Below are 22,949 nucleotides of genomic sequence, written 5' to 3'. Positions count from 1 at the left end.
CGAGCCGATCAACGGACGAAGTAAATGACGGCAAACAATGCGATCCAGACGATGTCGACAAAGTGCCAGTAGTACGACACCACGATCGCGGCGGTGGCCTGAGCCGGAGTGAACTTACTCATCCGGGTTCGGGCCAGCAGGATGAGGAAGGCGACCAGGCCGCCGATCACGTGCAATCCGTGGAATCCCGTGGCGAGGTAGAACACCGAGCCGTAGGCGCTGCTGGAGATGGTGGTGCCGTGCTTGACCAGTTCGATGTACTCGTAGCCCTGGCCGAGGACGAAGAACAACCCCATCGCGAAGGTGAGGGTGTACCAGCGGCGCAGCCCGAACACGTCGCCGCGTTCGGCGGCGAACACGCCCATCTGGCAGGTGAACGACGAGGCGATCAGAACCAGCGTGACCGGTACGGCCTGCATGAGGTTCAACTCGGTAGGCGGCGGCGGCCATTCGCCCGCCGCTTGCGAACGCGCGGTGAAGTACATCGCGAACAGGCCAGCAAAGAACATCAGCTCGCTGGACAGCCAGACGATGGTGCCGACACTGACCATGTTCGGCCGGTTCAGCGAATGTACTCGCGACGTGATTGCGGTTCCGGAGGTACCTACAGCGCTCGTCACAGGAGCAAGTATGACGCTTTGTAGTTGTCGATCACCACCCGGGTCCGCAGTTTCGTCAATAATCGCGTGGTGGCTTCTCCCAAAAACCCCGATTCCTTCACCTGGCCCCGGATCCTTGGCCGCCTCACCACCGGTCAGTCGCTGGAGAACGGCCAGGCGGCGTGGGCGATGGACCAGATCATGACCGGCGCGGCCACCCCTGCCCAGATCGCCGGTTTCGGGGTGTCGATGCGGATGAAACGCCCGACGTCGGCTGAGGTGACGGAGCTCGCTGACATCATGCTCAAACACGCGCGCCGTGTCCCCACCGACGTGATCGGCACCGCGACCGTCGACGTCGTGGGGACCGGCGGCGACGGCGCCAACACCCAGAACCTGTCCACGATGGCGGCCATCATCGTCGCGGCCGCGGGCGTGCCGGTGATCAAGCACGGGAACCGTGCCGCGTCGTCGCTGTCCGGCGGCGCCGACACGCTCGAGGCGCTCGGGGTGCGCATCGATCTGGGTCCCGACGAAGTCGCGCGCAGCGTCGCCGAGATCGGTATCGGGTTCGCGTTCGCGCCCCACTTCCATCCGTCGTACCGGCACGCCGGTGTGGTGCGCCGCGAGCTCGGGGTGCCGACGGTGTTCAACCTGCTCGGTCCGCTGACCAACCCGGCCGCGCCACGGGCCGGGCTGGTCGGCTGCGCGTGGGCCGACCTGGCCGAGGTGATGGCCGGCGTGTTCGCGGCCCGCGGGTCCAGCGTGCTGGTGGTTCACGGCGACGACGGTCTCGACGAGCTCACCACCACCACGACCAGCACGATCTGGCGCGTACAGGCGGGCACGGTCGAGCAACTGAAGTTCGACCCCGCCGCGTTCGGCTTCAAGCGGGCCGAGATCTCCGAACTGGTCGGTGGCGACGCCGAGGCCAACGCGGCCTCGGTGCGCGCGGTGCTCGGCGGTGCGCCGGGGGCGGTGCGCGACGCCGTGATCCTCAACGCCGCGGGCGCGTTGGTGGCGCACGCGGGCCTAGCCAGCGACGCCAAATGGTTGCCGGCCTGGGAGAGCGGGCTGGCCAAGGCGGCCGAGGCCATCGACTCCGGGGCGGCCGAACAGCTCCTCGCGCGTTGGGTGCGGTTCACTCAAAAAGCCTGAGCGGGTTGTCCTCTCGACCTGGTCGGCGGCGAGCCGCGCCGAGCGCGCCGACGCCGCCCACGCCGCCCACCGGCCCGCTGCATGCGCAGGCGAGCAGTAGCCCTCGTCGGCGCGCACGATGCGCACCCCGGGTTGGTGCAGCCACCGCGCGATCAGTGCCGTCTCTTCGACCAGCGCGCCGCCCAACGGTGCCGTCGACGGCAGAATGGCTTGTGCGCCAGCGCAAATCGCGTCGACAACGGGCATCGGGGGAACCCCGCGCGGCGCGTTTCCCGCCGCGGCCAGATGGCCGTTGCGGATCACCGCGAGGTGCCATCCGCCGCTGCCGTCGGGGCGGGCCGCCACCAACTCGGTGACGGCGACCAGCGCCCGCAGTCGCTGGCCTCGCCACAGCCCGTCGATCGCAGCGGCGGCATGATCGCGTAGTCGCGCCGCAGTCTCGTAGCGGCCGCGGTCGGCGAGGTCGGCGACGTGGGCCAGCACCGCGGCCAGCGCCCGGCCGTCGCGGCCGGCCATCAGGTCGGCCGCCTGCGCGACCGTCTCCGCGTACTCGTCGGCGCCCACGTCGCGAGGCGCCGGGCACGGCGACAACTCCCGGTCGGGGCAGGCCGGGCCGTGCACCGCGGCGCGCCCCAGCTTGTTGGTGCACGTCCGCACCCCGGTGAACCGAGCCAGCAGGGCGGCGGTGTCGACGGCGTCGGCACGCGCGCGGAACGGGCCGATCACCGCGTCGTGCTTGGGGGTGCGCACGATCGAGAAGCGGGGAAAGGCCTCGCCGGTCAACGTGATCCACCACCATCGGTGCGGGAACTTCGACCGGCGGTTGTAGGGCGGGGCGTGCGCGGCCAGCAGGCGCAGCTCGCGCACGCCCGCCTCGAGATCGTGCGCGCATTCGACGTGGTCGACCGCGGTGGCCAGCGACGCCATCTCCTTGATGCGGGTGCGCGAGTCGGAGCCGTTGAAGTACTGCCCGACGCGTCGCCGCAGGTTGACGGCCGTGCCGACGTAGAGCACCTCGGCGCCGGGGCCGCGGAACAGGTAGACGCCGGGCCGGTGGGGCAGCGCGGCGGCGAGGTGGCGGTTGCGCCGCTGCGCCGGGGTGACGTCGGGCAGGTACGAACGCAACTCTGTGTACGTGTGCACACCCTGGTTGCCCACGCGCTCGATCAGCCCGTGCAGCACGTCGACCGTGGCACGCGCGTCGTCGAGTGCGCGGTGCGTCGGGGTGGTGCTCGCGCCGAACAAGCGGGCCAGCGCGGAGAGGCGCACGCTGGGCGCCTCGTCGCGGGTGAGGACCCGGCGGGCCAGTTTGACCGTGCACAGCACCGGCGGCCGCGGCCAGGCGATCTGAGCGCGTTCGGCGGCGGCCCGCAGGAACCCGATGTCGAATCCGGCGTTGTGGGCGACCAGCACGGCCCCGCGCGAGAACTCCAGGAATGCCGGCAACACCGACTCGATCCGCGGCGCGTTGCACACCATCGCGGTGGTGATCCCGGTGAGCGCCACGATCTGCGGCGGGATGCTGCGGCCCGGGTCCACCAGCGTCGCCAGTTCGCCGAGCACGACGCCGCCGCGCACCTTGACCGCCCCGATCTCGGTGATCTGGTCGTGGTTGTCGCCGCTGGCGCGGCCTCCGGTGGTCTCGAGGTCGACGACGACGAACGTGGTGTCGCGCAGTGAGACGTCAGCCTGCCGATCGACGTCGGCGAAGCTGAGTTGGCTCACGGGTCGACCGTAGAAAACCCCACCGACAGCTTCGGGTTGCCACGCGGTCCGCAGAACTTGTCGGTACCTCCCGATAGCGTGCGGACCGCACCGACCGAGAGGAGCCATTCGTGGGCACGGTGAAGATCGACTGCGACGACTGCGCGGTCCGCGGACCGGGCTGTCAGGACTGCGTCGTGAGTGTTCTGCTGGGCGTACCCGACACCTTGCTGGACGACGAGCGTCGAGCGTTGGAGGTGCTCGCCGACGTGGGCCTGGCACCGCGGCTGCGACTGGTACCCATCCGGCGGGAGGGCAGTTCAGGTGTCGCCTGATGACACGCGGCGCGACGGGCGACGGAACGAAATATGAGCTGCCTGTTAAATTTGCCTCTTCTGTTGGACAACGCCGATGCCGTTTCGTAACCTGTCTGAGACCTAAGGGCTATTCGACACGGCATCGTTCCGGAAGTTGAAGGACGCAAAATCTTGAGGCTCGACCGCACGCGTTTGACCATTCGTGGGTTCCTTCGCCCCTTCGTCAGCGCGATCGTCGGTATCACTTTTTTCGCAAGTCTCTTCGCGGTCAGTGTGCAGGCCGATCCGGCCGACGATGCGCTGGCGAAGCTCAACGAACTGTCGCGTCAGGCCGAGCAGACCACCGAGGCGATGCACTCGGCGCAGCTCGATCTCGACAACAAGCTGGCCATCCAGCGGGATGCGGAGGCCAAGCACGCCGCCGATGCGGCAGCGGCGAACGCGGCCCGCGAACAGCTGGCTAACTTTCAGATCGCCGTCGACAAGGTTGCCGCGGCCCAATATATGGGCGGCAGAACCGATGGACTGGACGCGATCCTGACCGCCGGTTCGCCGCAGGGCCTCATCGATCAGCTGTCCGTGCAACGCGTGATGGCCGCCCAGATGTCGGCGCAGATGAAGAGCTACCGCGAAATGGGCAGGCAGGCCGCCCTGGCCGAAGAAGCCTCCGCGAAGTCGGCCGCCGAGGCGAAGACCGCAGCCGAACAGGCCGCCGCCGTCCGGGCTGATCTGCAGTCCAAGCAGAGCACGCTGCAGGTGCAGATCGCGGTCGTGAAGTCGCAGTACGAGGCGCTGACACCGAACCAGCGTGAGGCGCTCGCCGCCCTCCCGCCCATGCCTCCGGTGCCTGCGCCTGCGCCAGTGCCACCCGGCGATGATCCCGCGGTCCTGGCCGCGCCGCCCGCGCCCGGCGCCATCGCGCCCGGAGACGTCGCGGCCCCGGGAGCCGGACACTCCGCGACCGTGATCCAGGCCGCGCTGAGCCGTATCGGCTCGCCGTACTCCTGGGGCGGATCCGGACCGAATGCGTTCGACTGCTCGGGGCTGGTGATGTGGGCATTCCAACAGGCCGGCGTCTCGCTGCCCCACTCCAGCCAGGCGCTGGCCCGCGGCGGTCAGCCGGTGTCGCAGGACCAGATGCAGCCGGGGGACGTCGTCAACTACTACTCCGACGCGTCGCACTCGGCGATCTACATCGGTGACGGAATGATGGTGCACGCCTCGACCTACGGCACGCCGGTGCGGGTCGCCCCGGTGGACAATGCGCCGATTTACAACGTCCGCCGTTACTGACCGCCGGGGTGTCGCGCACGCGAGGAGCAGGTCTCGGCTCGCGGCGCTGCTCATCGCCGAACTGATCTTCGCGCTGCTGATCGTTGGCCGCTCCGAGGCGCCGTCCGGTCCGGTGGTGGCCACGCCCGCGGTTCCGGCGTCGCTGACCACGCCGACCGCGGCATCGCGCGTCCACACGCTCGCTGACTCCCGTGCGGTCCGGTTGGTGAATCTCGGCGGGCCGCGGACCGAGCGGTTGCTGTCCCGGATCGCGGCCGAGACGGACGGGGCCGCGGCGGCGGTGACCGCGTTCTGGGGACCGGAGTGGCCGCGCGAGATCGTCATCGCCGTCGCAGGCACCGGCGCACAGTTCGCGGCGATCGGCGGCGGGGACTCCCACACCGCGGCCACCACCACGCCCGAGCGGATCATGTTCGCCCCCGGCGCTGCCGATCTGAGCGACGCCGCGTTGCGAATCGTGTTGCGCCACGAGCTGTTTCATTACGCTGCCCGCACGCGAACCGCGTCGGACGCTCCGCGCTGGCTCACCGAGGGGGTGGCCGACTTCGTGGCCCGGCCCGCGACACCGGCGCCGGACCCTTCGCTTCTCACGCTGCCCGGTGACGCCGAACTGTCCGGGCCAGAGCGTTCGCTGGCCTACGACCGGGCGTGGTGGTTCAGCAGGTTCGTCGCCGACCGGTTCGGCGCGGCCACGCTGCTCGCGCTATACCAGCGGGCCTGCGGAGCCGGCCACCCCGACGTCGCGACGGCGGTGCGCGACACCCTCGGAACGGACCTCGATACAGTGCTGGCCGAGTGGCGGCAGTGGGCGAGCCGATGACGTGACGCGGGTTCTGTTGGTCACCAACGACTTTCCGCCGCGGCGCGGCGGCATTCAGTCCTATCTGCAGGAGTTGGTCGACCACCTCGAGGCCGAAGGGCGGCACACGCTGACGGTGTACGCGCCGAAATGGAAGGGTTCCGACGCGTTCGACCGGGACGCGTCGTATCGGGTCGTGCGGCACCCGACCACCCTCATGCTGCCCGAGCCGTCGGTGAGCGGCCGGATGCGGCGCCTCATCGAGCAGACCGGGGCCGAGACGGTTTGGTTCGGCGCAGCGGCTCCGCTGGCGCTGATGGCGCCGCTGGCCCGCGACGCAGGCGCACGCCGGGTGATCGCCAGCACGCACGGTCACGAGGTCGGCTGGTCGATGTTGCCCCTGGCTCGAAACGCGCTGCGGCGCATCGGATCCGTCACCGATGCGGTCACTTACGTCAGCCAGTACACCCGGCGCCGGTTCGCCTCGGCGTTCGGGCCACGCGCCGCGCTCGAACACCTGCCGCCGGGGGTCGACACCGACCGGTTCACGCCCGACGAGATCGCGCGAGCCGAACTACGCGCCCGCTACCGGCTCGGCAACCGCCGCGTCGTCGTATGCCTGTCGCGACTGGTTCCGCGCAAAGGGCAGGACATGCTGATTCGGGCGATGCCCGCGATCCGGCAGCGCGTGCCCGATGCGGCGCTGGTGATCGTCGGCGGCGGGCCCTACCGGTCGACCCTGCACAAGCTGGCGCGCAGCTTCGGGGTGGCCGACGACGTCGTCTTCACCGACGCTGTCCCCGGCGACGAGTTGCCCGCATACCACGCCGTGGCCGACGTGTTTGCGATGCCGTGCCGAACCCGCGGCGCCGGGCTGGACGTCGAGGGACTGGGCATCGTTTATCTCGAGGCGTCGGCGACCGGTGTTCCGGTCGTGGCGGGCCGGTCGGGTGGTGCGCCGGAGACCGTGCGGGACGGCGAGACCGGCGTGGTGGTCGACGGCTGGGACGTCGGCGCGATAGCGGCGGCTGTCAGCGACCTGCTGGCCGATCCCGACCGTGCCGGGCGGATGGGTGCGGCGGGCCGGCGCTGGGTGGTCGAGAACTGGCAGTGGCACACCCAGGCGAAGCGACTGTCGAACCTGCTCTACCCCGAGTAGAGCGCCTCGATGTCGCTGGCGAACTTCTCCGCCACCACCTTGCGCTTGACCTTCATCGTCGGGGTCAACTCGCCGCTGTCCTCGGTGAAGTCCATCGGCAGGATGCGGAACTTACGGATCCCCTCGGCCTTGGACACCGCCTGATTGGCGTCCTTGACGGCGAGGTCGATCTCGGCGACCAGGTCCGGGTCGGTGGCCAGGTCGCCCACCGACGCGTCCGCGTTCTTGCTGTTGCGTTCCTTCCAGCCTTCGATCGCCTCGGGGTCGATGGTGATCAACGCGCCGACGAAGGGTTTGGCGTCGCCGACCGCCATCGCCTGGCTGATCAGCGGGTGCGCGCGCAACCGGTCCTCGAGGATCGCCGGGGCGACGTTCTTGCCGCCCGCGGTCACGATGATCTCCTTCTTGCGGCCGATGATGGTCAGGAAGCCGTCGTCGTCGATCGCGCCGAGGTCACCGGTGTGGAACCAGCCGTCGGAGGAGAAGACCGCCTTGGTCTCCTCCTCGTTCTTCCAGTACCCGTTGAACACCACGCCGCCCCTGACCAACAACTCGTCATCGTCGTTGATGCGCATGCTGTTGCCAGGCAATGGCGTTCCGACCGAACCGACCTTGACGTTGTCGATCCGGTTGACGGTGATCGCGGCGCTGGTCTCGGTCAGCCCGTAGCCCTCGTAGATCGTCAGCCCCACCCCGCGGTAGAAGTGGCCGAGCCGTGCGCCCAGCGGAGCGCCGCCGGAGATGGCGGCGCGGCAGTCACCGCCCAGCGCCGCCCGTAGTTTGCCGTAGACCAGGCGGTCGAACACCGCGTGCCTGACGCGCAGCAGCAGGCCGGCCTTGCCGGTGTCCAGCGACTTGCTCCACTCGATCGCGGTGTTGACGGCCATCTCGAAGATCCGGCCCTTGCCGTCGTTGTGGGCGTTCTGCTCGGCGGTGTTGTAGACCTTCTCGAACACACGCGGCACCGACACCACCACGGTCGGCTTGAACACCGCGAACGTCGCGACCAGGTTCTTGATGTCGCTGGTGAACCCCAACGTGACCTTGTTGGCGAGCGCGGCGAGCGTGATCGCCCTGGCCAGCACGTGCGCGAGCGGCAGGAACACCAGCATGCGCTCGCCCTTGGCGAGCAGCGTCGGGAAGCACTCCTTGGAGCCGCGGATCTCGTAGACCAGGTTGGAGTGGGTGAGCTGGCACCCCTTCGGCTGGCCGGTGGTGCCCGAGGTGTAGATCAGCGTCGCGGGATCGGCGGCCGCCAGACCGGCCACCCGGGCGTCGAGTTGTTTGGCGTCGACCGACATGCCCGCCTCGGCGAGTTCGTCGAGCGCCGATGTGCCCGCGCTCTCGATGCGCAGCACCTCTCGCAGCCCGGGCAGTTCGTCCTTGAGGTGCTCGATCCTGTCGGCGTGCGCGTCGGTCTCGACGATCAGCAGCACGGATTCGGAGTCCGAGAGCACGAACTTCACCTGCTCGGGCGAACTGGTCTCATAGATCGGCACGGTGAGCGCACCGGTGGCCAGGATCGCGAAGTCCAGGATGGGCCATTCGTAGCGGGTGGCCGACAGCAGCGCCACGCGGTCGCCCGGTTGCACGCCCTTGGCGATCAGGCCGAGCGCGGCGGAGCGAATCTGGTCGGCGGCCTGCCTGCACGTCACATCTGTCCACGAACCGTCGACGAGGCGCTGGAAGATCACATGGTCGGGATCGTCGCGCTCATGGTCGAACACGGCGGTGACGACGTTGTCGTGCTCCTCAACCGTGAAGGACGCTGGCACACTGAACTCACGCACGGTCCTGGCCTCTCGATCCGGCTGCTCTTGCCGTATCCACCCTAGTCGGCCGGTATCCGGGTGGGCAGGCTCGTATGTGAAGCTGGTATGCCATGCACAGCATTCAGATCGCGGACGACACGTTCGTCGCGGCTGACCCCGCCGAGGTCGGCCGCTACATCGCCGAACCCGCGAGCTGGCGTCGCTGGTGGCCGGACCTGCGGCTGTCCGTGGTGGAGGACCGCGGCGACAAGGGCCACCGGTGGACTGTCACCGGGGCGCTCGTCGGGACCATGGAGATCTGGCTGGAACCGGTGCTCGACGGGGTCGTGCTGCACTACTTCCTGCACGCCGAGCCGGCGGGGGTGGCGGCGTGGCAGCTGGCCAAGATGAATCTGGCGAAGATGAACCACCGGCGACGGGTCGCGGGTAAGAACATGGCATTCGAGGTGAAGCAGCGGCTGGAGGCCACGCGCCCGGTGGGTGTTTCGCCGTTGGCCTGAGGCTTCGGCCGCCGACAACAGGGGAGGGTAGATTTTCAACGTGGCGGACAAGACGGCGCAGACCATCTACATCGATGCCGATCCCTCGACGGTCATGGACGTCATCGCGGACATCGGGTCCTATCCGGACTGGGTGGCCGAATACAAGGAGACCGAGGTGCTCGAGGCCGACGCCGAGGGCTATCCGAAGACCGCCCGGCTCGTGCTGGATGCCGCCGTCCTAAAGGACACGATGGTGTTGTCCTACAACTGGCCGCCTGACCGCAAGTCGGTGACGTGGTCGCTGGTGTCGAGCTCCCTGCTGAGGTCGCTGGAAGGCGCATATCGACTGTCGCCCAAGGGATCCGGGACGGATGTCACCTATGAGCTGTCCGTCGATCTGATCATTCCGATGATCGGGCTGTTGAAGCGCAAAGCCGAACGGCGCCTCACCGACACCGCGTTGAAGGACCTCAAGAAACGAGTCGAGGCTGAGTGAGCTGAATGCCCCCGACCCGCCTGTCGCCAAGATCGACCTGTTCGTCGGTAAGGGCGGGGTCGGCAAGTCGACGTTGGCGACCGCCACCGCCGTGCGTGACGCACGCGCGGGGCTGCGGGTGCTGATCGTCTCGACCGATCAGGCGCACTCCATCGGCGACGTGCTCGGGGTGACCGTGACACCGACCGGCACGCGCCGGCCCATCCGGGTGTTCACCGACGACGCCGACGCGGGTGGCGGAGCACTGGACGCGCTGGCGTTGGACACATTGGCCCTGCTCGAAGCGCGGTGGCGCGAGATCGCGGGCCTGCTGTCCGACAGGTTCCCCGAGTCCGAATTAGGAAGCGTTGCCCCCGAGGAACTTTCGGCCCTACCGGGCGTCCAGGAGGTGCTCGGCCTCTACGAGGTGGGCGAACTGGCGGCCTCTGGGGACTGGGACCGGATCGTGGTCGACTGCGCGTCGACCGCCGACGCGTTGCGCATGCTCACCCTGCCCGCGACGTTCGGTCTGTACCTGGAGCGGGCGTGGCCGCGGCACCGGCGGCTGTCCACCGGCTTCGACGATCCGCACAGCGCGGCCGTCGTCGCCCTGTTCGAACGCATCAGCGCCGGCACCGAATCATTGAGCGCGATGCTCACCGACGGTTCGAAGGTCAGCGCGCATCTGGTGATGACCGCCGAGCGGGTGGTGGCCGCCGAGGCCGCGCGGACACTGGGTTCGTTGGCGCTGATGGGCGTTTCGGTAGCCGAGTTGATCGTCAACCAGATACTCGTACAAGACGATTCGTTCGAATACCGCAACCTGCCCGAACATCCCGCCTTCGACTGGTACACCGAGCGGATATCCGAGCAGCGGGCCGTCCTCGAGCAGCTCGACGCGACCATCGGCGATGTGCAACTGGTCCTGGTCCCGCATCTGGCAGGCGAGCCGATAGGGGCGAAGGCGCTCGGTGAACTGCTGGACTGCGCACGCCGCCGCGACGGGTCGCCCCCGCCCGGCCCGTTGCGCCCGATCGTCGACCGCGAGTCCGGCTCCGGCCTCGAATCGGTGTACCGGTTACGGCTAGAGTTGCCGCAGGTCGACTCCTCGGCGCTAACGCTGGGCCGGGTCGACGACGATCTGATAGTCGGCGCGGGCGGATTGCGGCGCCGGGTCCGATTGGCGTCCGTGTTGCGGCGATGCATCGTCGTGGACGCGCAGCTGCGTGGGAGTGAGTTAATCGTGCGGTTCCGACCGAATCCGGAGGTGTGGCCGAAGTGACGACGCCACACGGCGATCTCGGACCGGAGCTGCGGGCGCTCGCGCAGGCCATCCTGGACCGGCTGGACCCCGCGGTGCGACTGGCCGCGGCGCGCGCGACGACCGGTACGGCGGGCAAGTGTCAGCAGGTCTGGTGCCCGGTGTGTGCGCTTGCCGCCCTGGCCGCGGGCGAGCAGCATCCGTTGCTCACCGTCGTCGCCGAGCACAGCGTCGCCCTGCTTGCCGTGGTTCGGGCGATTCTGGACCAGGCAGCAGAAGGCCCGACGGGGCCGGACACACCTCCGGACGGCCCGCCTGGGCCGCCGGATGACCCGGGTCCGAACGGCTCGGCTCCGCCTCCTGCGCCGGGGCGATATCAGCACATTCCGGTAACTGTCGAGGAGTAGTCTTGCGCGCTGTGGTCGCATCCACAGTGCGTGGGTAAAGTTGGCGCAGAACACCGGCCGGTGTTCGATCACCGGGAGGGCCCATGTGGTATTGGCTGTTCAAGTACATCTTCATGGGACCCTTGCTGACGTTGTTGGGGCGGCCGAAAGTCGAAGGGCTGGAGCATGTTCCGCCTTCGGGCGCGGCGATCTTGGCGAGTAACCACCTTGCGGTCGCGGACAGTTTCTACAAGCCGCTCGTTGTCAGCCGGCGCATCACATTCCTGGCCAAGGCCGAGTACTTCACCGGCACCGGGCTCAAGGGCTGGTTCCAGCGCTGGTTCTACACCGTCGCCGGTCAGGTGCCGATCGACCGCACCGACGCGGATTCGGCACAGGCCGCACTGACCACCGCAGAACGCATCCTCGGTGAGGGCAAGCTGCTCGGGATGTATCCGGAGGGCACCCGGTCCCCGGACGGGCGGCTTTACAAGGGCAAGACCGGACTGGCGCGGCTCGCGCTGCAAACGGGCGTGCCGGTGATCCCGGTCGCGATGATCGGCACCGACTCCGTCAACCCGCCGGGCAGCAAGATGTGGCGCTTCGGCAAGGTCCACGTGAAGTTCGGCAAGCCGATGGACTTCACCCGCTTCGAGGGGATGGCGGGCAACCGCTTCATCGAGCGCGCGGTCATCGACGAGGTGATGTACGAGCTGATGCGACTGTCGGGTCAGGAGTACGTCGACCTCTACGCCGCCGACGTCAAGGAAGGCAACGCCGACGACACGGCAAAGCCGTCGGCCCGCATGCCGGAGGTGGCCGCCGGCTGAGCCGGCAATTCAACCGGGGCCGGCTGAGCCGGCTAGTTGACCGCGGGTACCGGCGCCTCGTCGACGACCGGCCTGCTGCGCATCGAGGGCGCCGCCGTCAGTGACCCGGCAACCACGATTACCGCGATCGCCCACCACACATAGGAACCGCCGACCAGCTGTCGCCACAGCGACGCAGCCGTCTCCTGGTGCTCGGGCATCAGCGTGATCGGTGTCCACACCATCAACGCAAATCCCGCGGCCGCGACCACACCCAGCGCCGCATGGCGCCTCCGATAGGCCACCAGCGCCGTGACCAGCAGAGTCGGCAGCGCCCACACCCAGTGGTGCGACCACGACACCGGCGACACCACCAACCCGAACATCGCCACGCAGATCAGCGCCAGCACCGGTTCGTCGGCCTTGAGCACGCGTCGCACCGCCCACACGGTGAGCGCCAGCACCGCGAAGCAGGCCGCGGTCCACAACACGAACCGTGGCCCTTCGCTCAGTCCCAGCCGAGCCAGGGCCCCGGCGATGTTCTGGTTGGTGTTCAGCGTCGCCGTGCCGATGCGATCGGTGTTGCGCACGGTCTCGGTCCAGTACTCCAGGGAGTCACGCCAGGCGAACGCCACCCCGATCAGCGTGGCGACGACGGCGGACACCGCGGTGACGACCACCGCGCGAACGTCGCGGCGCAGCACGAAATACAGCAGGAAGACCGCCGGGGTCAGCTTCAGCGCGATGGCCAGCCCCAGGAGCATGCCCCGCGGCCAGGGGGTCCTGCGCGGCACGCAGTCGGCGATCACCAGCGTCATCAGCACGACGTTGATCTGGCCGAAGTCGAAGTTCGACCGGATGGGCTCCAAATAGACCACCGCCGGGGCGACGATCGCGGCGGCCAGCCACGCCTGCCGCAGCCACGCGGGTTCGGTCGTCACCGACGTCTTCGACCAGACATCACATCGGTGCAGCACGATCGTCACCGCGACGATGAGCAGCACCAGCGTGATCACCGTGATCGCGACGCTTGCCGCTTCCAGTGACAGCAACGCGAACGGCGCGAACACCACGGCCGCAAGCGGCGGATAGGTGAACGGCAGATCGAGGCCGCCCCTGGTGTGGAACATCGCGCCGTCGGCGTAGAGCGGCCTGCCGTCCAGCCAGGCCTGCCCGCCCATCCTGTAGACGTCGACGTCGATGCGGTAGGGCACCCGGCCGAGCACACGCCAGCCCGCCCAGGCCAACGCCGCCAGGGTCAGCAGCTGGAACAGCCGCCAGGCGAGCGTTGGCCCCCAACCAGCCCCGCCGGGCGACCGCCACGTACTCATGTCGCTGACCAGACTATCGGGGCGCCCCGGCGCGTCGGTCGGTATCCCGGGCGCGACACGCGCAGGTCGGCGTAAGTTTTCTGGGTGCTCGCGGACTTACACCTCGTGTTCGGCATCCCGCACGCGCGGATGCCGCTCGTGTACTGCCTGATCGCGTTCATCCTGACGTTCTTCGTGACCCGCACGATCGTGCGGTACATCCGCAGCCACGCCGGAAGTGACGCGCCCCGCAAGTGGTGGCAGCCGCGCAACATCGGAACTGGTAGTGGACTGCACATCCACCACGTGGTGATCGGCGTGGTGCTGGTCATGATCTCCGGTGTGACGATGGTGACGTTGGGCGTTGACGGGGGAGTACCCGAGTTCTCGGTGGCTGCAATCTTTTTCGGAATCGGTGCAGCGCTGGTGCTCGACGAGTTCGCGCTGATTCTGCACCTCCAGGACGTGTACTGGGCCGAGGACGGCAGAACCTCGGTCGACGCGGTCTTCGCAGCCGTCGCCGTCGCAGGCCTGCTGATCTTGGGTTTCAACCCGTTGTCGTTCTTCGACATCGACATCTGGCGTAACGACCCCTCGCTGCTGGCGCGCGCCGGGGTGGTCGCGGCGGCCGTGCTGACGCTGATGCTGGCCGTCGTCGTGTTGCTCAAGGGCAAGGTGTGGACCGGGCTGGTGGGGATGTTCGTGACGCCGCTGCTGTTTATCGGAGCGATCCGGTTGTCGAGGCCGCATGCGCCGTGGGCGCGCTGGCGCTACACGAACCGCCCGCGCAAGATGCATCGGGCGCTGGAGCGCGAGCGCTGGCTGCGGCGCCCGGTGGTCCAGGCCAAACTGTGGCTGCAGGACGCCATCGCGGGTATGCCCAAGTTTCCCGACGACGCTAAGGTCGACGAGCAACTCGACCGCGAGATCCACGCCGCACCCGCCCCGAAGGATCGGTCGGTCGCGGCCGCGCCCCAGAAGGAACCCGCGTAGTGCGCTACTTCTACGACACGGAGTTCATCGACAACGGGCGCACCATCGACCTGATCTCGATCGGTGTCGCCGCCGAGGACGGCCGCGAGTATTACGCGGTGTCAACCGAATTCGACCCTGACCGGGCAGGCAGCTGGGTCCGCAAGCATGTGTTGCCCAAGCTTCCGCCGCCGTCCTCACAGCTGTGGCGCTCGCGTCGGCAGATCCGCTCGGAGTTGGAGGACTTCTTCGGAATCGACGGGGACGAGCCGATCGAGCTGTGGGCCTGGGTGGGCGCCTACGACCACGTCGTGTTGTGTCAGCTCTGGGGCCCGATGACCGATCTTCCGCCGGCGATACCGCGCTTCACCCGCGAGTTGCGCCAGTTCTGGGAGGAGCGCGGTTCGCCGCGCATGCCCCCGCGCCCGCGTGATGCCCACGATGCGTTGGTTGACGCTCGTCACAATTTGCGGCGGTTCCAGCTGATGACCACCGGTGAAGCGCCGGGCCAGCGGTGAAAAGCACATGTCGCGGGCCGTTACCATGAACGGGTGAACTGGACCGTCGACGTACCCATCGAACAGCTGCCCTCGTTGCCGCCGCTGCCCGATGAGCTGCGACAGCGGCTCGACGCCGCGCTCGCCAAGCCCGCGGTGCAGCAGCCGACCTGGGATGTCGAAGCGGCGAAGAACATGCGCACCGTGCTCGAGAGCGTCCCGCCGGTGACGGTGCCCGCCGAGGTGGAACGACTCAAGGACCTGCTGGCCGCCGTGGCCCGTGGCGAGGCTTTCCTGCTGCAGGGCGGCGACTGCGCCGAGACCTTCGTCAACAACACCGAGCCCCACATCCGGGCGAACCTGCGGGCGCTGCTGCAGATGGCCGTGGTGCTGACCTACGGCGCCAGCGTGCCGGTGGTCAAGGTGGCCCGCATCGCAGGCCAGTACGCCAAACCGCGCTCGGCCGACATCGACGCGCTCGGTCTGCGGTCCTACCGCGGCGACATGATCAACGGATTCGCGCCCGACGTCGCAGTGCGTGAGCACGACCCGTCGCGGCTGGTCCGCGCGTACGCCAACGCCAGCGCCGCGATGAACCTGGTGCGCGCCCTGACCGGTTCGGGCCTGGCGTCGCTGCATCTGGTGCACGACTGGAACCGCGAGTTCGTCCGCACGTCGCCTGCCGGTGCCCGGTACGAGGCGCTGGCCGGTGAGATCGACCGCGCGCTGACGTTCATGAGCGCGTGCGGGGTCGACAACCGCAACCTGGAGACCGCCGAGATCTACGCAAGCCACGAGGCGTTGGTGCTCGACTACGAGCGCGCGATGCTGCGGCTGTCGGAGACCGAGCAGGGCTCGAAGCTCTACGACCTGTCCGCGCATTACGTGTGGATCGGTGAGCGCACCCGTCAGCTCGACGGCGCCCACATCGCGTTCGCGGAGGTGATTGCGAATCCGATCGGGGTAAAGCTTGGCCCGACCATGACACCGGAGCTGGCTGTCGAGTACGTCGAACGCCTCGACCCGAACAACGAGCCGGGACGGCTGACGCTGGTCACCCGCATGGGTAACAACAAGGTGCGTGACCTGCTGCCGCCGATCATCGAGAAGGTGCAGGCCACCGGCCATCAGGTGGTTTGGCAGTGCGACCCGATGCACGGCAACACCCACGAGTCCTCGACCGGCTACAAGACCCGCCATTTCGACCGGATCGTCGACGAGGTGCAGGGTTACTTCGAGGTGCACAGGGCGCTGGGCACCCATCCCGGCGGCATCCACGTCGAGATCACCGGTGAGAATGTCACCGAATGCCTCGGTGGGGCGCAGGACATCTCGGACGCCGACCTCGCCGGGCGTTACGAGACGGCGTGCGACCCGCGGTTGAACACCCAGCAGAGCCTGGAGTTGGCGTTCCTGGTCGCGGAGATGCTGCGCGACTAGATCAGATTGGACAGGTTGCTGCCGGTCGTCCATGCAGCCGCCGCAACCAGCGCCGTCAGTGTGATCACCGCGGTCACCCAGAACAGCAGTGCGCGCCTGGCGCGCTGCCGCGCCCAGTAGAACTCCTCGAGCTCGATTCCGGCGAACCGTCCTGTCACCGTTTCGTATTCGGGTTCGGGGGCCTGCCAGTCGTCGCGCGGTAGCGTCCGGGTCGCCTGGCGTGGTGCGGGCGGGGCCGCAGCCGCAGGCGGGTGAAGTGGAACCGACGCGTTCTGAGCGGAGTTGCGTGGTGCCGGCACCCGAAACGGTGGCAGGCCGAGTTCGTCGACGATCGCTTCGAGGTCCTCACCCATCTCTCGGGCATCGGCATAGCGCCGGGCCGGATCGCGGGCGGTCGCGCGCAACACCAGCTCGTCGAACTGCGCGGGCACGCCCGCGATCACCGAACCCGGAGCCGGGACGTCGTTGTCCATCCGCTGATACGCCACGGCCAGCGCCGAGTCGCCCGCGAACGGGGTGCGGCCGGTCAGCAGTTCGTAGGTCAAGATGCCCGCCGCGTAGACGTCGCTGCGGGGATCGGCGTCACCGGTGCTGACCTGTTCGGGTGACAGGTACGCCGCGGTGCCCAGGATGACGCTGGTCGAGGTGATCTTCGCTTCGGCCACCGCCCTCACCAGTCCGAAGTCGGCGATCTTGACGTCGCCGTCGTCGGAGATCAGCACGTTCTCGGGTTTGACGTCGCGGTGCACCAGGCCTGCGCGGTGTGCTGCGGCCAGCCCGCCGAGAACCGGGCCGAGCACCGCAGCGGCGGCGTGCGGCGGCATCGGCCCACGCTCGCGCAGCAACTCCCGCAGCGTGCCGCCCTCGACGAGTTCCATCACCAGGAACGGGGGAGGACCGCCCGTGCGTCCGCCGCCCTGGTCGTACACCGCGACCAGACCTGGATCGGTCAACCGCGCCACCGCGCGCGCCTCGCGCTGGAACCTGGTGAGGAATTGAGAGTCGCCCGCATAGCGGCTGTCCATCACCTTCAGCGCGACCGGACGATCCAGCCGCAGATCGAGTCCGCGGTACACGGACGACATGCCCCCGGTCGCGATCATCACGTCGACGCGGTACCGACCGTCGAGCACGGTTCCCAGCAGCGGGTCCGTCCGCGGGTAGGCCTCCACCGGAGACATGTTACGGAGCACGACACCGGCGGCTTTGCGGCTCCGGCCGACGGCTAGGAGATTTAGACTCAGTGCGGTGAGCAGTATTCCGGCCTCCGAGGATGTCCTCGATCCCGCCGAGGACGTCTACGACCTACCCACCGTCGCCGAGATGCTCGGTGTCGCGGTGACGAAAGTGCATCAGCAGCTGCGGGACGGCCATCTGATTGGCGTCCGGCGCGACGGAGTCGTCGTGGTTCCGAAGGTGTTCTTCGACGACACCGGCCACGTCGCCAAGAGCCTGCCCGGACTACTCGTCGTGCTGCGCGACGGCGGCTACCACCACACAGAGATCGTGCGCTGGCTGTTCACGCCCGACGCATCCCTGACCATCAGGCGCGACGGCGCGACCGGCGAACTGCCTAACGCTCGGCCCGTTGATGCTCTTCACTCGCATCAGGCCCGTGAGGTGGTGCGCCGGGCCCAGGCGATGGCTTATTGACCGCCCGCGGTCGTGGCTTATTGACCGCCCGCGGTCCTTGAGGCGCGTTCTTCAGCGAGTACCACGCCACCGCGGCGCATGCCAGCGAGAGCAGCACGTGGGGCCACGAGTACATCCCGTGCGCCCCATCGGGTTTCCAGATCACCATGATCCACGTCGACAGGCCCGCGATGATCGCGATCGATCGCCTGCTCTGAGCCAGCGCGGCCACCACGGCCAGCGGCCAGGTGTAGTACCAGGGCAGCGCCGCGGGCACGAGAAGCACCACGATCACCATCACCACCGCGATGCCGGTCAGCGCTTCGCGGTCGGTGTGCCGAAACCGCCACCACACGAACGGAAGTGACAGTGCGATGAGCGCGATGCCGATGATCCTGGCGACGTCGAGCACCGCGTAGAAGTTCACCGGCAGGAACAGGCCGCCGACCGCGTTGATCACGTTGGCCGCCGCGGTGGGCAGGGTCAGCCAGTTGATGATCTTCACCGAGCCTGCCAAGGCCGTCAACCAGCCCAGCCCGACCCCCGCGGCCAACGACAGCACGGCGAACACCGCGGTGAAGATCAGCGCTGAGCCCGCCGACGCCGTCACGAATGCCTTGACCGCCGAGACGTCGCGTCTGTTCCGCAGGTCCCGCGCCCACACCCAGACCATGAACGGAAGCGCCAGTCCCGCGGTCGCTTTCACCGCGACCGCCGCGGCGATCAGGCTCACGCCCCACAGGTGGCGGCCGGAGAACGTCAACGCGATGCCTGCCATCATCAGGCCGACCATCAGCATCTCGTTGTGCACGCCGCCCATCAGGTGGATGATCACCAGCGGGTTGAGCACGCAGATCCACAGCGCGGTCGCACCGTCGGCGCCGATATGTCTTGCGACGCGCGGCGCGGCCCAGATCAGCAGCGCCAAGCCGGGAAGCATGCCCAGCCGCAACAACATCGTGCCGGCGACGACGTCGTTGCCGACCAGCATCGTGACGAACTTGGCGATCAGGATGAACCCCGGCCCGTACGGTGCGGTGGTGGTTGTCCAGATGGGACTGACGTTGTCCAGCAACGAGTTCGGGTTGTCGACGGGCCCGACCGCGTACGGGTCGAGGCCGTCGCGCAGCAGTGCCCCCTGCGCGAGGTAGGAGTAGGTGTCGCGGCTGAACAGCGGGACGCTCAGCAGCAGCGGCGCCAGCCAGATGCCGGTGGTGGCCACCATCGTGTATTCGGTTGCGGTGCGGTCGATCACCCGGCGTCCCAGCCACAGCCACGCCGCCAGCATCAGTGCCACACCGCCCCACAACAGGATCGACGACAGCACCAGGCCGTGCCCGAACCGCAGCCACGACAGGTGCAGCGACTCCAGCAGCGGGTCGTGCAGGCGCGTGCTGCCCGCGCCCAGCCCTCCGGCGGTGATCAACACGGCGCCGAGGAAGCCCAGCCGGGCCGGTTGGGCCTGTGGCGACGTCGCAAACGAGGTCAACCGTGAAAGGTGTGCAGTGAAGCCGGCTTTCGAAGGCCGTGTCGATGGGGAGGTCGATGGGGAGGTCGTCATCGTTATGCGGTTCGATTCGCGACCAATCGGGCGAGCTCGGACAACCCCGCCTTGGCATGGGCGTCGATGTCGGCGGAATCGAGGGTGTCGAGCGCGCGGCGGGTGAGCTCGGAGATGCGGTTCTCCACCGCGGCGAGCGCGCCGACGGACTCGATCACTGTGCACAGTTCCTTGACCTGGGCGTCGGAGAGTTTCGACCCGATGGAGGTGCGCAGCAGCTTCGCCGCCGCGGGGTCGGCCTCTTCGGCCAGCTCGACCGCCTCGGCCAACAGCACCGTGCGCTTGCCTGCTCGCAGATCGTCACCGGACGGCTTGCCGGTGACCGCGGGGTCGCCGAACACGCCGAGCACGTCGTCGCGCAGCTGGAACGCCACACCGAGGTCGGTGCCGAACTGATGGAAGGCGGCATGGACGTCGGGCCGGTCGGCGGCCGCGGCGGCGCCGAGTTGCAGCGGCCGGGTGATCGTGTACGACGCGGTCTTGTAGATGTTGACCGTCAGCGCTGAAGCCACCGAATCGGCTCCGCTGGCCTCGGCGACGATGTCGAGGTACTGGCCGCCGAGCACCTCGGTGCGGATCGCGCTCCACACCCGGCGGACCCGCACGGCGGCCTCGGTCGACAGGTTCGCCGTGGCGACGACGTCGTCAGCCCAGACCAGGGCCAGGTCGCCGAGCAGGATCGCCGCCGACATGCCGAACTGCTCGGCCGAGCCGTGCCAGCCGTGCGTGCGGTGCCGCTCGGTGAACAGCCGGTGCACTGTCGGCAGCCCTCGGCGGGTCGCCGAGGCGTCGATGACATCGTCGTGGACCAATGCGCAGGCGTGCAGCAGCTCGAGCGCCGAACACAACCGCAGGACGTCCGGATTAAGCGGGTCCCCGGGCTGCTCGGCGACCGCCCGCCACCCCCAGTAGGCGAACGCGGGCCGCAGTCGCTTGCCGCCGCGCAGCACGAATTCCTCCAACGCGGCGGTCATTTCGGCGTAGTCGTCGCCCATATAGGCGCATTCGCTGCGACGCTGCTGCAGATAGTCCCGCAGCTGATCGGTGACGGCCTCCGCCAACTCGACGGCCGACGGTGCCGTGGCATGCACGCTCAGCGGGCGCCCCTTTCTCTGTGCGACCACCCTGCCCCGAACGCCTTCAGCGTAGAGCCTGCGCTAATCGCGGGCTTCGCCCACTTTCGGCGATTGGTCACGGCTCATGTACGCCAGGGTTCCGATGATGGCCGCCACCACGAAGGAGCCGAGGCCGAGCCAGATCGCGGCTCCGGTGAAGGACCGTGCGCTGGGGTCGGTGTAGCGGGCCTGGGCGTTCATGGTGCTGACCACGCCGGGCCGCAACTGCCACTCGACGATCTCGGCCGACACCTGATCACCGTTGGTGGAGGTGACTTCGCCGGGGAACGACACGGTCACCGACACGTCGGCCTCCGAATCGCTGAGCGAGGTGAGGTCGGCGCGCCCCTCGAGGATGACGAGGTCACCCGCCCGGCGCAACGAGAGGTCGACACCGGCGGCGTCGCGGTTCATGTTGGCCAGCTGAGGCAGTTCGGCGAAGGTGAGGTCGGAGAACACCGCCTGAGAGCCGACGTAGTCGTCGCGGCTGTACTCCGAGACCGCCACCTTGTTGGCGAACGGCAGGTTGTTCAGCAGCTGCGGGCCCTTGTCGTCGGCGTTGCGCGGCTTTGCCGCCGCGACGATCTGACCGGACACCCGGTCGTCGGGGGAGACCGTGATCGAGGCCCGCACCCGGACGCAGCCGACGGCGGTCGGAAGCACGACGAGGATCAGCATCACGAGTGCGAGCAGGCGGGTTCTGCTGCTGCGGTGGCGGGCCGGCACGTGGTCATCGTGCCAGACCGAGCCGAGCCGAGGCGTCGGCGACATCAAATCCGTGTCACAGCGGCAATGACCGGCCCAGGATCGCGAAAGCCCGCGGATCGCCCGCGAAATGGTAGCCACGGATGACGTCGGTGAAGCCGAGCCTGCGGTACAGCCGCCACGCCCGGTTCGCCTCACCGTTGATCTCCGGCGTCGACAACAACACGTGGGACTCCTGGCGATCGGAGAGCAGTCGGCGTGCCAGCGCCTCACCGAGCCCCTGTCCCTGGGCGCGCGGGTGGATGTGCAGTTCGGTGAGCTCGAAGTAGCTCGTCATCAACGCAGAGATGGAGTTGCGGTCGGTGCCGACCCGCTGCAGCCCGGCCACCACCTGCTGCTGCCACCACTGGTCAGGGGCGCCGCAGTAGCCATAGGCGATGCCGACCATCGGGGCTGAGGCCAGTTCGGCCTCACCGACGGGTGCGTCGTCGGAATCGCCGATGATCACCGCCGCCACGGCCTTCCACCCGGGCCTGCGGGTGTGCTCGAGCCACATCGACGCCCGCTGCGCCTCGGTGCCGCGCGGATAGCGCATCGCGTCGACGTAGACGGCGAGTGCGTCACCGAGCCGGCGTTGCATATCGCTCGGCGACAGATCGATGAGAAATGTCGCCAACTGTGTCTGCCTCTCCGCGTATCGGGGCGGTGTCGTCCCAACCATTATCGAGTGGATCCGCCTGCGCCTCCCACGCGGCGGCGTCCGTCATACAATCGGGCGTCGAACAAGGTGGTACGGCTCAGATCGACCTCGTATCATGACTGTTAGATGCCCGTGAACGCGGGCACACAAGACTTTGAACAACGAGATGGCCACGGTGGGCCCCTGGGTTCCGAGGGAGGGACGAATGCCACTCTCCGATCATGAGCAGCGCATGCTCGACCAGATCGAGAGCGCGCTCTATGCCGAGGACCCGAAGTTCGCTTCGAGTGTCCGCGGCGGAACCCTGCGCGCACCCTCGACCCGGCGCCGCCTGCAGGGTGCCGCGCTCTTCGTTCTCGGCCTCGCGATGCTGGTGTCCGGTGTCGCGATCCCTGCCACCCAGATCAGTGGCTTCCCGGCGCTCTCGGTACTCGGGTTCATCGTGATGTTCGGCGGTGTGGTGTTCGCGATCACCGGTCCGCGCGTCCCCGGTGGACGCGACCGGTCGGTCGCCGAACCCGGCGCTCCCCGGCAGAAGCGGGGCAAGGGTTCGGGTGGATCGTTTGCCAGCCGCATGGAGGATCGCTTCCGTCGCCGGTTCGACGAATAGGCGCTGACGCGACACAGGGGTAGCCCGCACCGCGGGCTGCCCCTTTTTCGTGGGTCCGACAGCTGATCGCCCCCACTTCACCCCACCGCCTCCGTCGCCGCGTCCACCTGCGCTTTTATTCACCGTTGCCGTCGACGCCGGGACGTTGCCGCCCTCGCCACGTCAGCTGTGGGGCGACGAGTGGGGACTCACC

The 22,949-nt window shown here is 68.4% G+C and carries 23 protein-coding genes and 1 pseudogene; 15 read left to right on the top strand and 9 right to left on the bottom strand.

Annotated features, from left to right (window positions below; translation table 11 throughout):
• Positions 1-8 precede the first annotated feature (8 nt).
• Positions 9-620 (bottom strand): heme-copper oxidase subunit III, encoded by a 612-nt coding sequence (locus tag A5790_RS09065; RefSeq protein ID WP_066842775.1) that lies wholly within the window; start codon positions 618-620, stop codon positions 9-11.
• A 69-nt stretch (positions 621-689) separates the two neighbouring features.
• On the opposite strand from A5790_RS09065, the gene trpD reads away from it, so the two are divergent.
• Entirely contained in the window at positions 690-1,757 is a 1,068-nt protein-coding gene (gene trpD, locus A5790_RS25410) for an anthranilate phosphoribosyltransferase (RefSeq protein ID WP_369829777.1), read from the top strand.
• On the opposite strand, the pseudogene A5790_RS09050 reads toward trpD, so the two are convergent.
• Positions 1,695-3,590: pseudogene (locus A5790_RS09050) on the bottom strand (DEDD exonuclease domain-containing protein); the annotation flags it as partial. The gene trpD and the pseudogene A5790_RS09050 sit on opposite strands and share 63 nt — an antisense overlap.
• 2 nt (positions 3,591-3,592) lie before the next feature.
• Between A5790_RS09050 and A5790_RS09045 the strand changes: the two are divergent.
• The 4 genes from A5790_RS09045 (at position 3,593) to A5790_RS09030 (ending at position 7,029) form a co-directional block, all read left to right on the top strand.
• The gene (locus A5790_RS09045; protein WP_064349930.1) at positions 3,593-3,796 is read left to right on the top strand and encodes a hypothetical protein; all 204 of its coding nucleotides are present in this window, start codon (positions 3,593-3,595) and stop codon (positions 3,794-3,796) included.
• A gap of 153 nt (positions 3,797-3,949) precedes the next feature.
• On the top strand, positions 3,950-5,071 hold the full coding sequence (ripC, locus tag A5790_RS09040; RefSeq protein ID WP_066842772.1) for a peptidoglycan hydrolase RipC: 1,122 nt from the start codon (positions 3,950-3,952) through the stop codon (positions 5,069-5,071).
• A complete protein-coding gene (locus A5790_RS09035) occupies positions 5,040-5,891 on the top strand; it encodes a peptidase (RefSeq protein ID WP_066842770.1) in 852 nt (283 codons plus the stop codon). Before ripC ends, A5790_RS09035 begins: the two co-directional genes overlap by 32 nt.
• A gap of 1 nt (position 5,892) precedes the next feature.
• The gene (locus A5790_RS09030; protein WP_066842768.1) at positions 5,893-7,029 is read left to right on the top strand and encodes a glycosyltransferase family 4 protein; all 1,137 of its coding nucleotides are present in this window, start codon (positions 5,893-5,895) and stop codon (positions 7,027-7,029) included.
• On the opposite strand, the gene A5790_RS09025 is transcribed toward A5790_RS09030, so the two are convergent.
• Positions 7,017-8,819, bottom strand: coding sequence for a long-chain fatty acid--CoA ligase (locus A5790_RS09025; protein ID WP_066842766.1), 1,803 nt, complete (start codon positions 8,817-8,819; stop codon positions 7,017-7,019). The genes A5790_RS09030 and A5790_RS09025 overlap by 13 nt on opposite strands.
• A 92-nt stretch (positions 8,820-8,911) precedes the next feature.
• Here A5790_RS09025 and A5790_RS09020 point away from each other — a divergent pair, with 92 nt between their 5' ends.
• The 5 genes from A5790_RS09020 (at position 8,912) to A5790_RS09000 (ending at position 12,235) form a co-directional block, all read left to right on the top strand.
• Entirely contained in the window at positions 8,912-9,301 is a 390-nt protein-coding gene (locus A5790_RS09020; RefSeq protein ID WP_066842764.1) for a polyketide cyclase / dehydrase and lipid transport, read from the top strand.
• A 40-nt stretch (positions 9,302-9,341) separates the two neighbouring features.
• Positions 9,342-9,779, top strand: coding sequence for an SRPBCC family protein (locus A5790_RS09015; RefSeq protein ID WP_064394010.1), 438 nt, complete (start codon positions 9,342-9,344; stop codon positions 9,777-9,779).
• A gap of 1 nt (position 9,780) precedes the next feature.
• On the top strand, positions 9,781-11,040 hold the full coding sequence (locus A5790_RS09010) for an ArsA family ATPase (RefSeq protein WP_066842762.1): 1,260 nt from the start codon (positions 9,781-9,783) through the stop codon (positions 11,038-11,040).
• Positions 11,037-11,426, top strand: coding sequence for a hypothetical protein (locus A5790_RS09005; RefSeq protein WP_066842864.1), 390 nt, complete (start codon positions 11,037-11,039; stop codon positions 11,424-11,426). Before A5790_RS09010 ends, A5790_RS09005 begins: the two co-directional genes overlap by 4 nt.
• Positions 11,427-11,509: 83 nt before the next feature.
• A complete protein-coding gene (locus A5790_RS09000; RefSeq protein ID WP_066842761.1) occupies positions 11,510-12,235 on the top strand; it encodes a 1-acyl-sn-glycerol-3-phosphate acyltransferase in 726 nt (241 codons plus the stop codon).
• A 32-nt stretch (positions 12,236-12,267) separates the two neighbouring features.
• Here A5790_RS09000 and A5790_RS08995 read toward each other — a convergent pair whose 3' ends face one another.
• Positions 12,268-13,545 (bottom strand): glycosyltransferase family 87 protein, encoded by a 1,278-nt coding sequence (locus tag A5790_RS08995; RefSeq protein WP_066842759.1) that lies wholly within the window; start codon positions 13,543-13,545, stop codon positions 12,268-12,270.
• Positions 13,546-13,674: 129 nt separating this feature from the next.
• On the opposite strand from A5790_RS08995, the gene A5790_RS08990 reads away from it, so the two are divergent.
• Genes A5790_RS08990 through A5790_RS08980 form a run of 3 tightly spaced genes read left to right on the top strand, consistent with a single transcriptional unit; the run spans position 13,675 to position 16,433 of the window.
• Positions 13,675-14,517 (top strand): hypothetical protein, encoded by an 843-nt coding sequence (locus A5790_RS08990; RefSeq protein ID WP_197696752.1) that lies wholly within the window; start codon positions 13,675-13,677, stop codon positions 14,515-14,517.
• Entirely contained in the window at positions 14,517-15,014 is a 498-nt protein-coding gene (locus tag A5790_RS08985; RefSeq protein ID WP_064394005.1) for a polyadenylate-specific 3'-exoribonuclease AS, read from the top strand. The genes A5790_RS08990 and A5790_RS08985 overlap by 1 nt, the downstream gene beginning before the upstream one ends.
• Before the next feature lie 33 nt (positions 15,015-15,047).
• Positions 15,048-16,433: a class II 3-deoxy-7-phosphoheptulonate synthase gene (locus tag A5790_RS08980; protein WP_066842755.1), complete on the top strand. Its 1,386-nt coding sequence runs from the start codon at positions 15,048-15,050 to the stop codon at positions 16,431-16,433.
• Here A5790_RS08980 and A5790_RS08975 read toward each other — a convergent pair.
• Positions 16,430-17,614, bottom strand: coding sequence for a protein kinase (locus A5790_RS08975; protein ID WP_066842863.1), 1,185 nt, complete (start codon positions 17,612-17,614; stop codon positions 16,430-16,432). The two genes, A5790_RS08980 and A5790_RS08975, sit on opposite strands and share 4 nt — an antisense overlap.
• 67 nt (positions 17,615-17,681) lie before the next feature.
• On the opposite strand from A5790_RS08975, the gene A5790_RS08970 reads away from it, so the two are divergent.
• Positions 17,682-18,086: an Rv2175c family DNA-binding protein gene (locus tag A5790_RS08970; RefSeq protein WP_066842753.1), complete on the top strand. Its 405-nt coding sequence runs from the start codon at positions 17,682-17,684 to the stop codon at positions 18,084-18,086.
• Here the strand turns inward: A5790_RS08970 and A5790_RS08965 are convergent.
• The 4 genes from A5790_RS08965 to A5790_RS08950 form a co-directional block, all read right to left on the bottom strand.
• Entirely contained in the window at positions 18,007-19,626 is a 1,620-nt protein-coding gene (locus A5790_RS08965; RefSeq protein WP_066842751.1) for an alpha-(1->6)-mannopyranosyltransferase A, read from the bottom strand. The genes A5790_RS08970 and A5790_RS08965 overlap by 80 nt on opposite strands.
• 2 nt (positions 19,627-19,628) lie before the next feature.
• Positions 19,629-20,717: a bifunctional (2E,6E)-farnesyl/geranyl diphosphate synthase gene (gene idsA2 / locus A5790_RS08960; RefSeq protein WP_066842747.1), complete on the bottom strand. Its 1,089-nt coding sequence runs from the start codon at positions 20,715-20,717 to the stop codon at positions 19,629-19,631.
• A gap of 66 nt (positions 20,718-20,783) precedes the next feature.
• Positions 20,784-21,512, bottom strand: a complete 729-nt coding sequence (locus A5790_RS08955) for a DUF3153 domain-containing protein (protein ID WP_109395591.1) — start codon at positions 21,510-21,512, stop codon at positions 20,784-20,786.
• A gap of 10 nt (positions 21,513-21,522) precedes the next feature.
• Complete coding sequence (locus A5790_RS08950) at positions 21,523-22,122, bottom strand: N-acetyltransferase (protein WP_066842745.1); 600 nt, start codon at positions 22,120-22,122, stop codon at positions 21,523-21,525.
• 229 nt (positions 22,123-22,351) lie between these two features.
• On the opposite strand from A5790_RS08950, the gene A5790_RS08945 reads away from it, so the two are divergent.
• Positions 22,352-22,756, top strand: a complete 405-nt coding sequence (locus tag A5790_RS08945) for a DUF3040 domain-containing protein (RefSeq protein ID WP_066842743.1) — start codon at positions 22,352-22,354, stop codon at positions 22,754-22,756.
• Positions 22,757-22,949 lie beyond the last annotated feature (193 nt).

Source organism: Mycobacterium sp. 852002-51152_SCH6134967 (assembly GCF_001667105.1).
Lineage (GTDB): Bacteria > Actinomycetota > Actinomycetes > Mycobacteriales > Mycobacteriaceae > Mycobacterium > Mycobacterium neumannii_A.
This window is presented reverse-complemented; position numbering and strand designations above follow the sequence as displayed.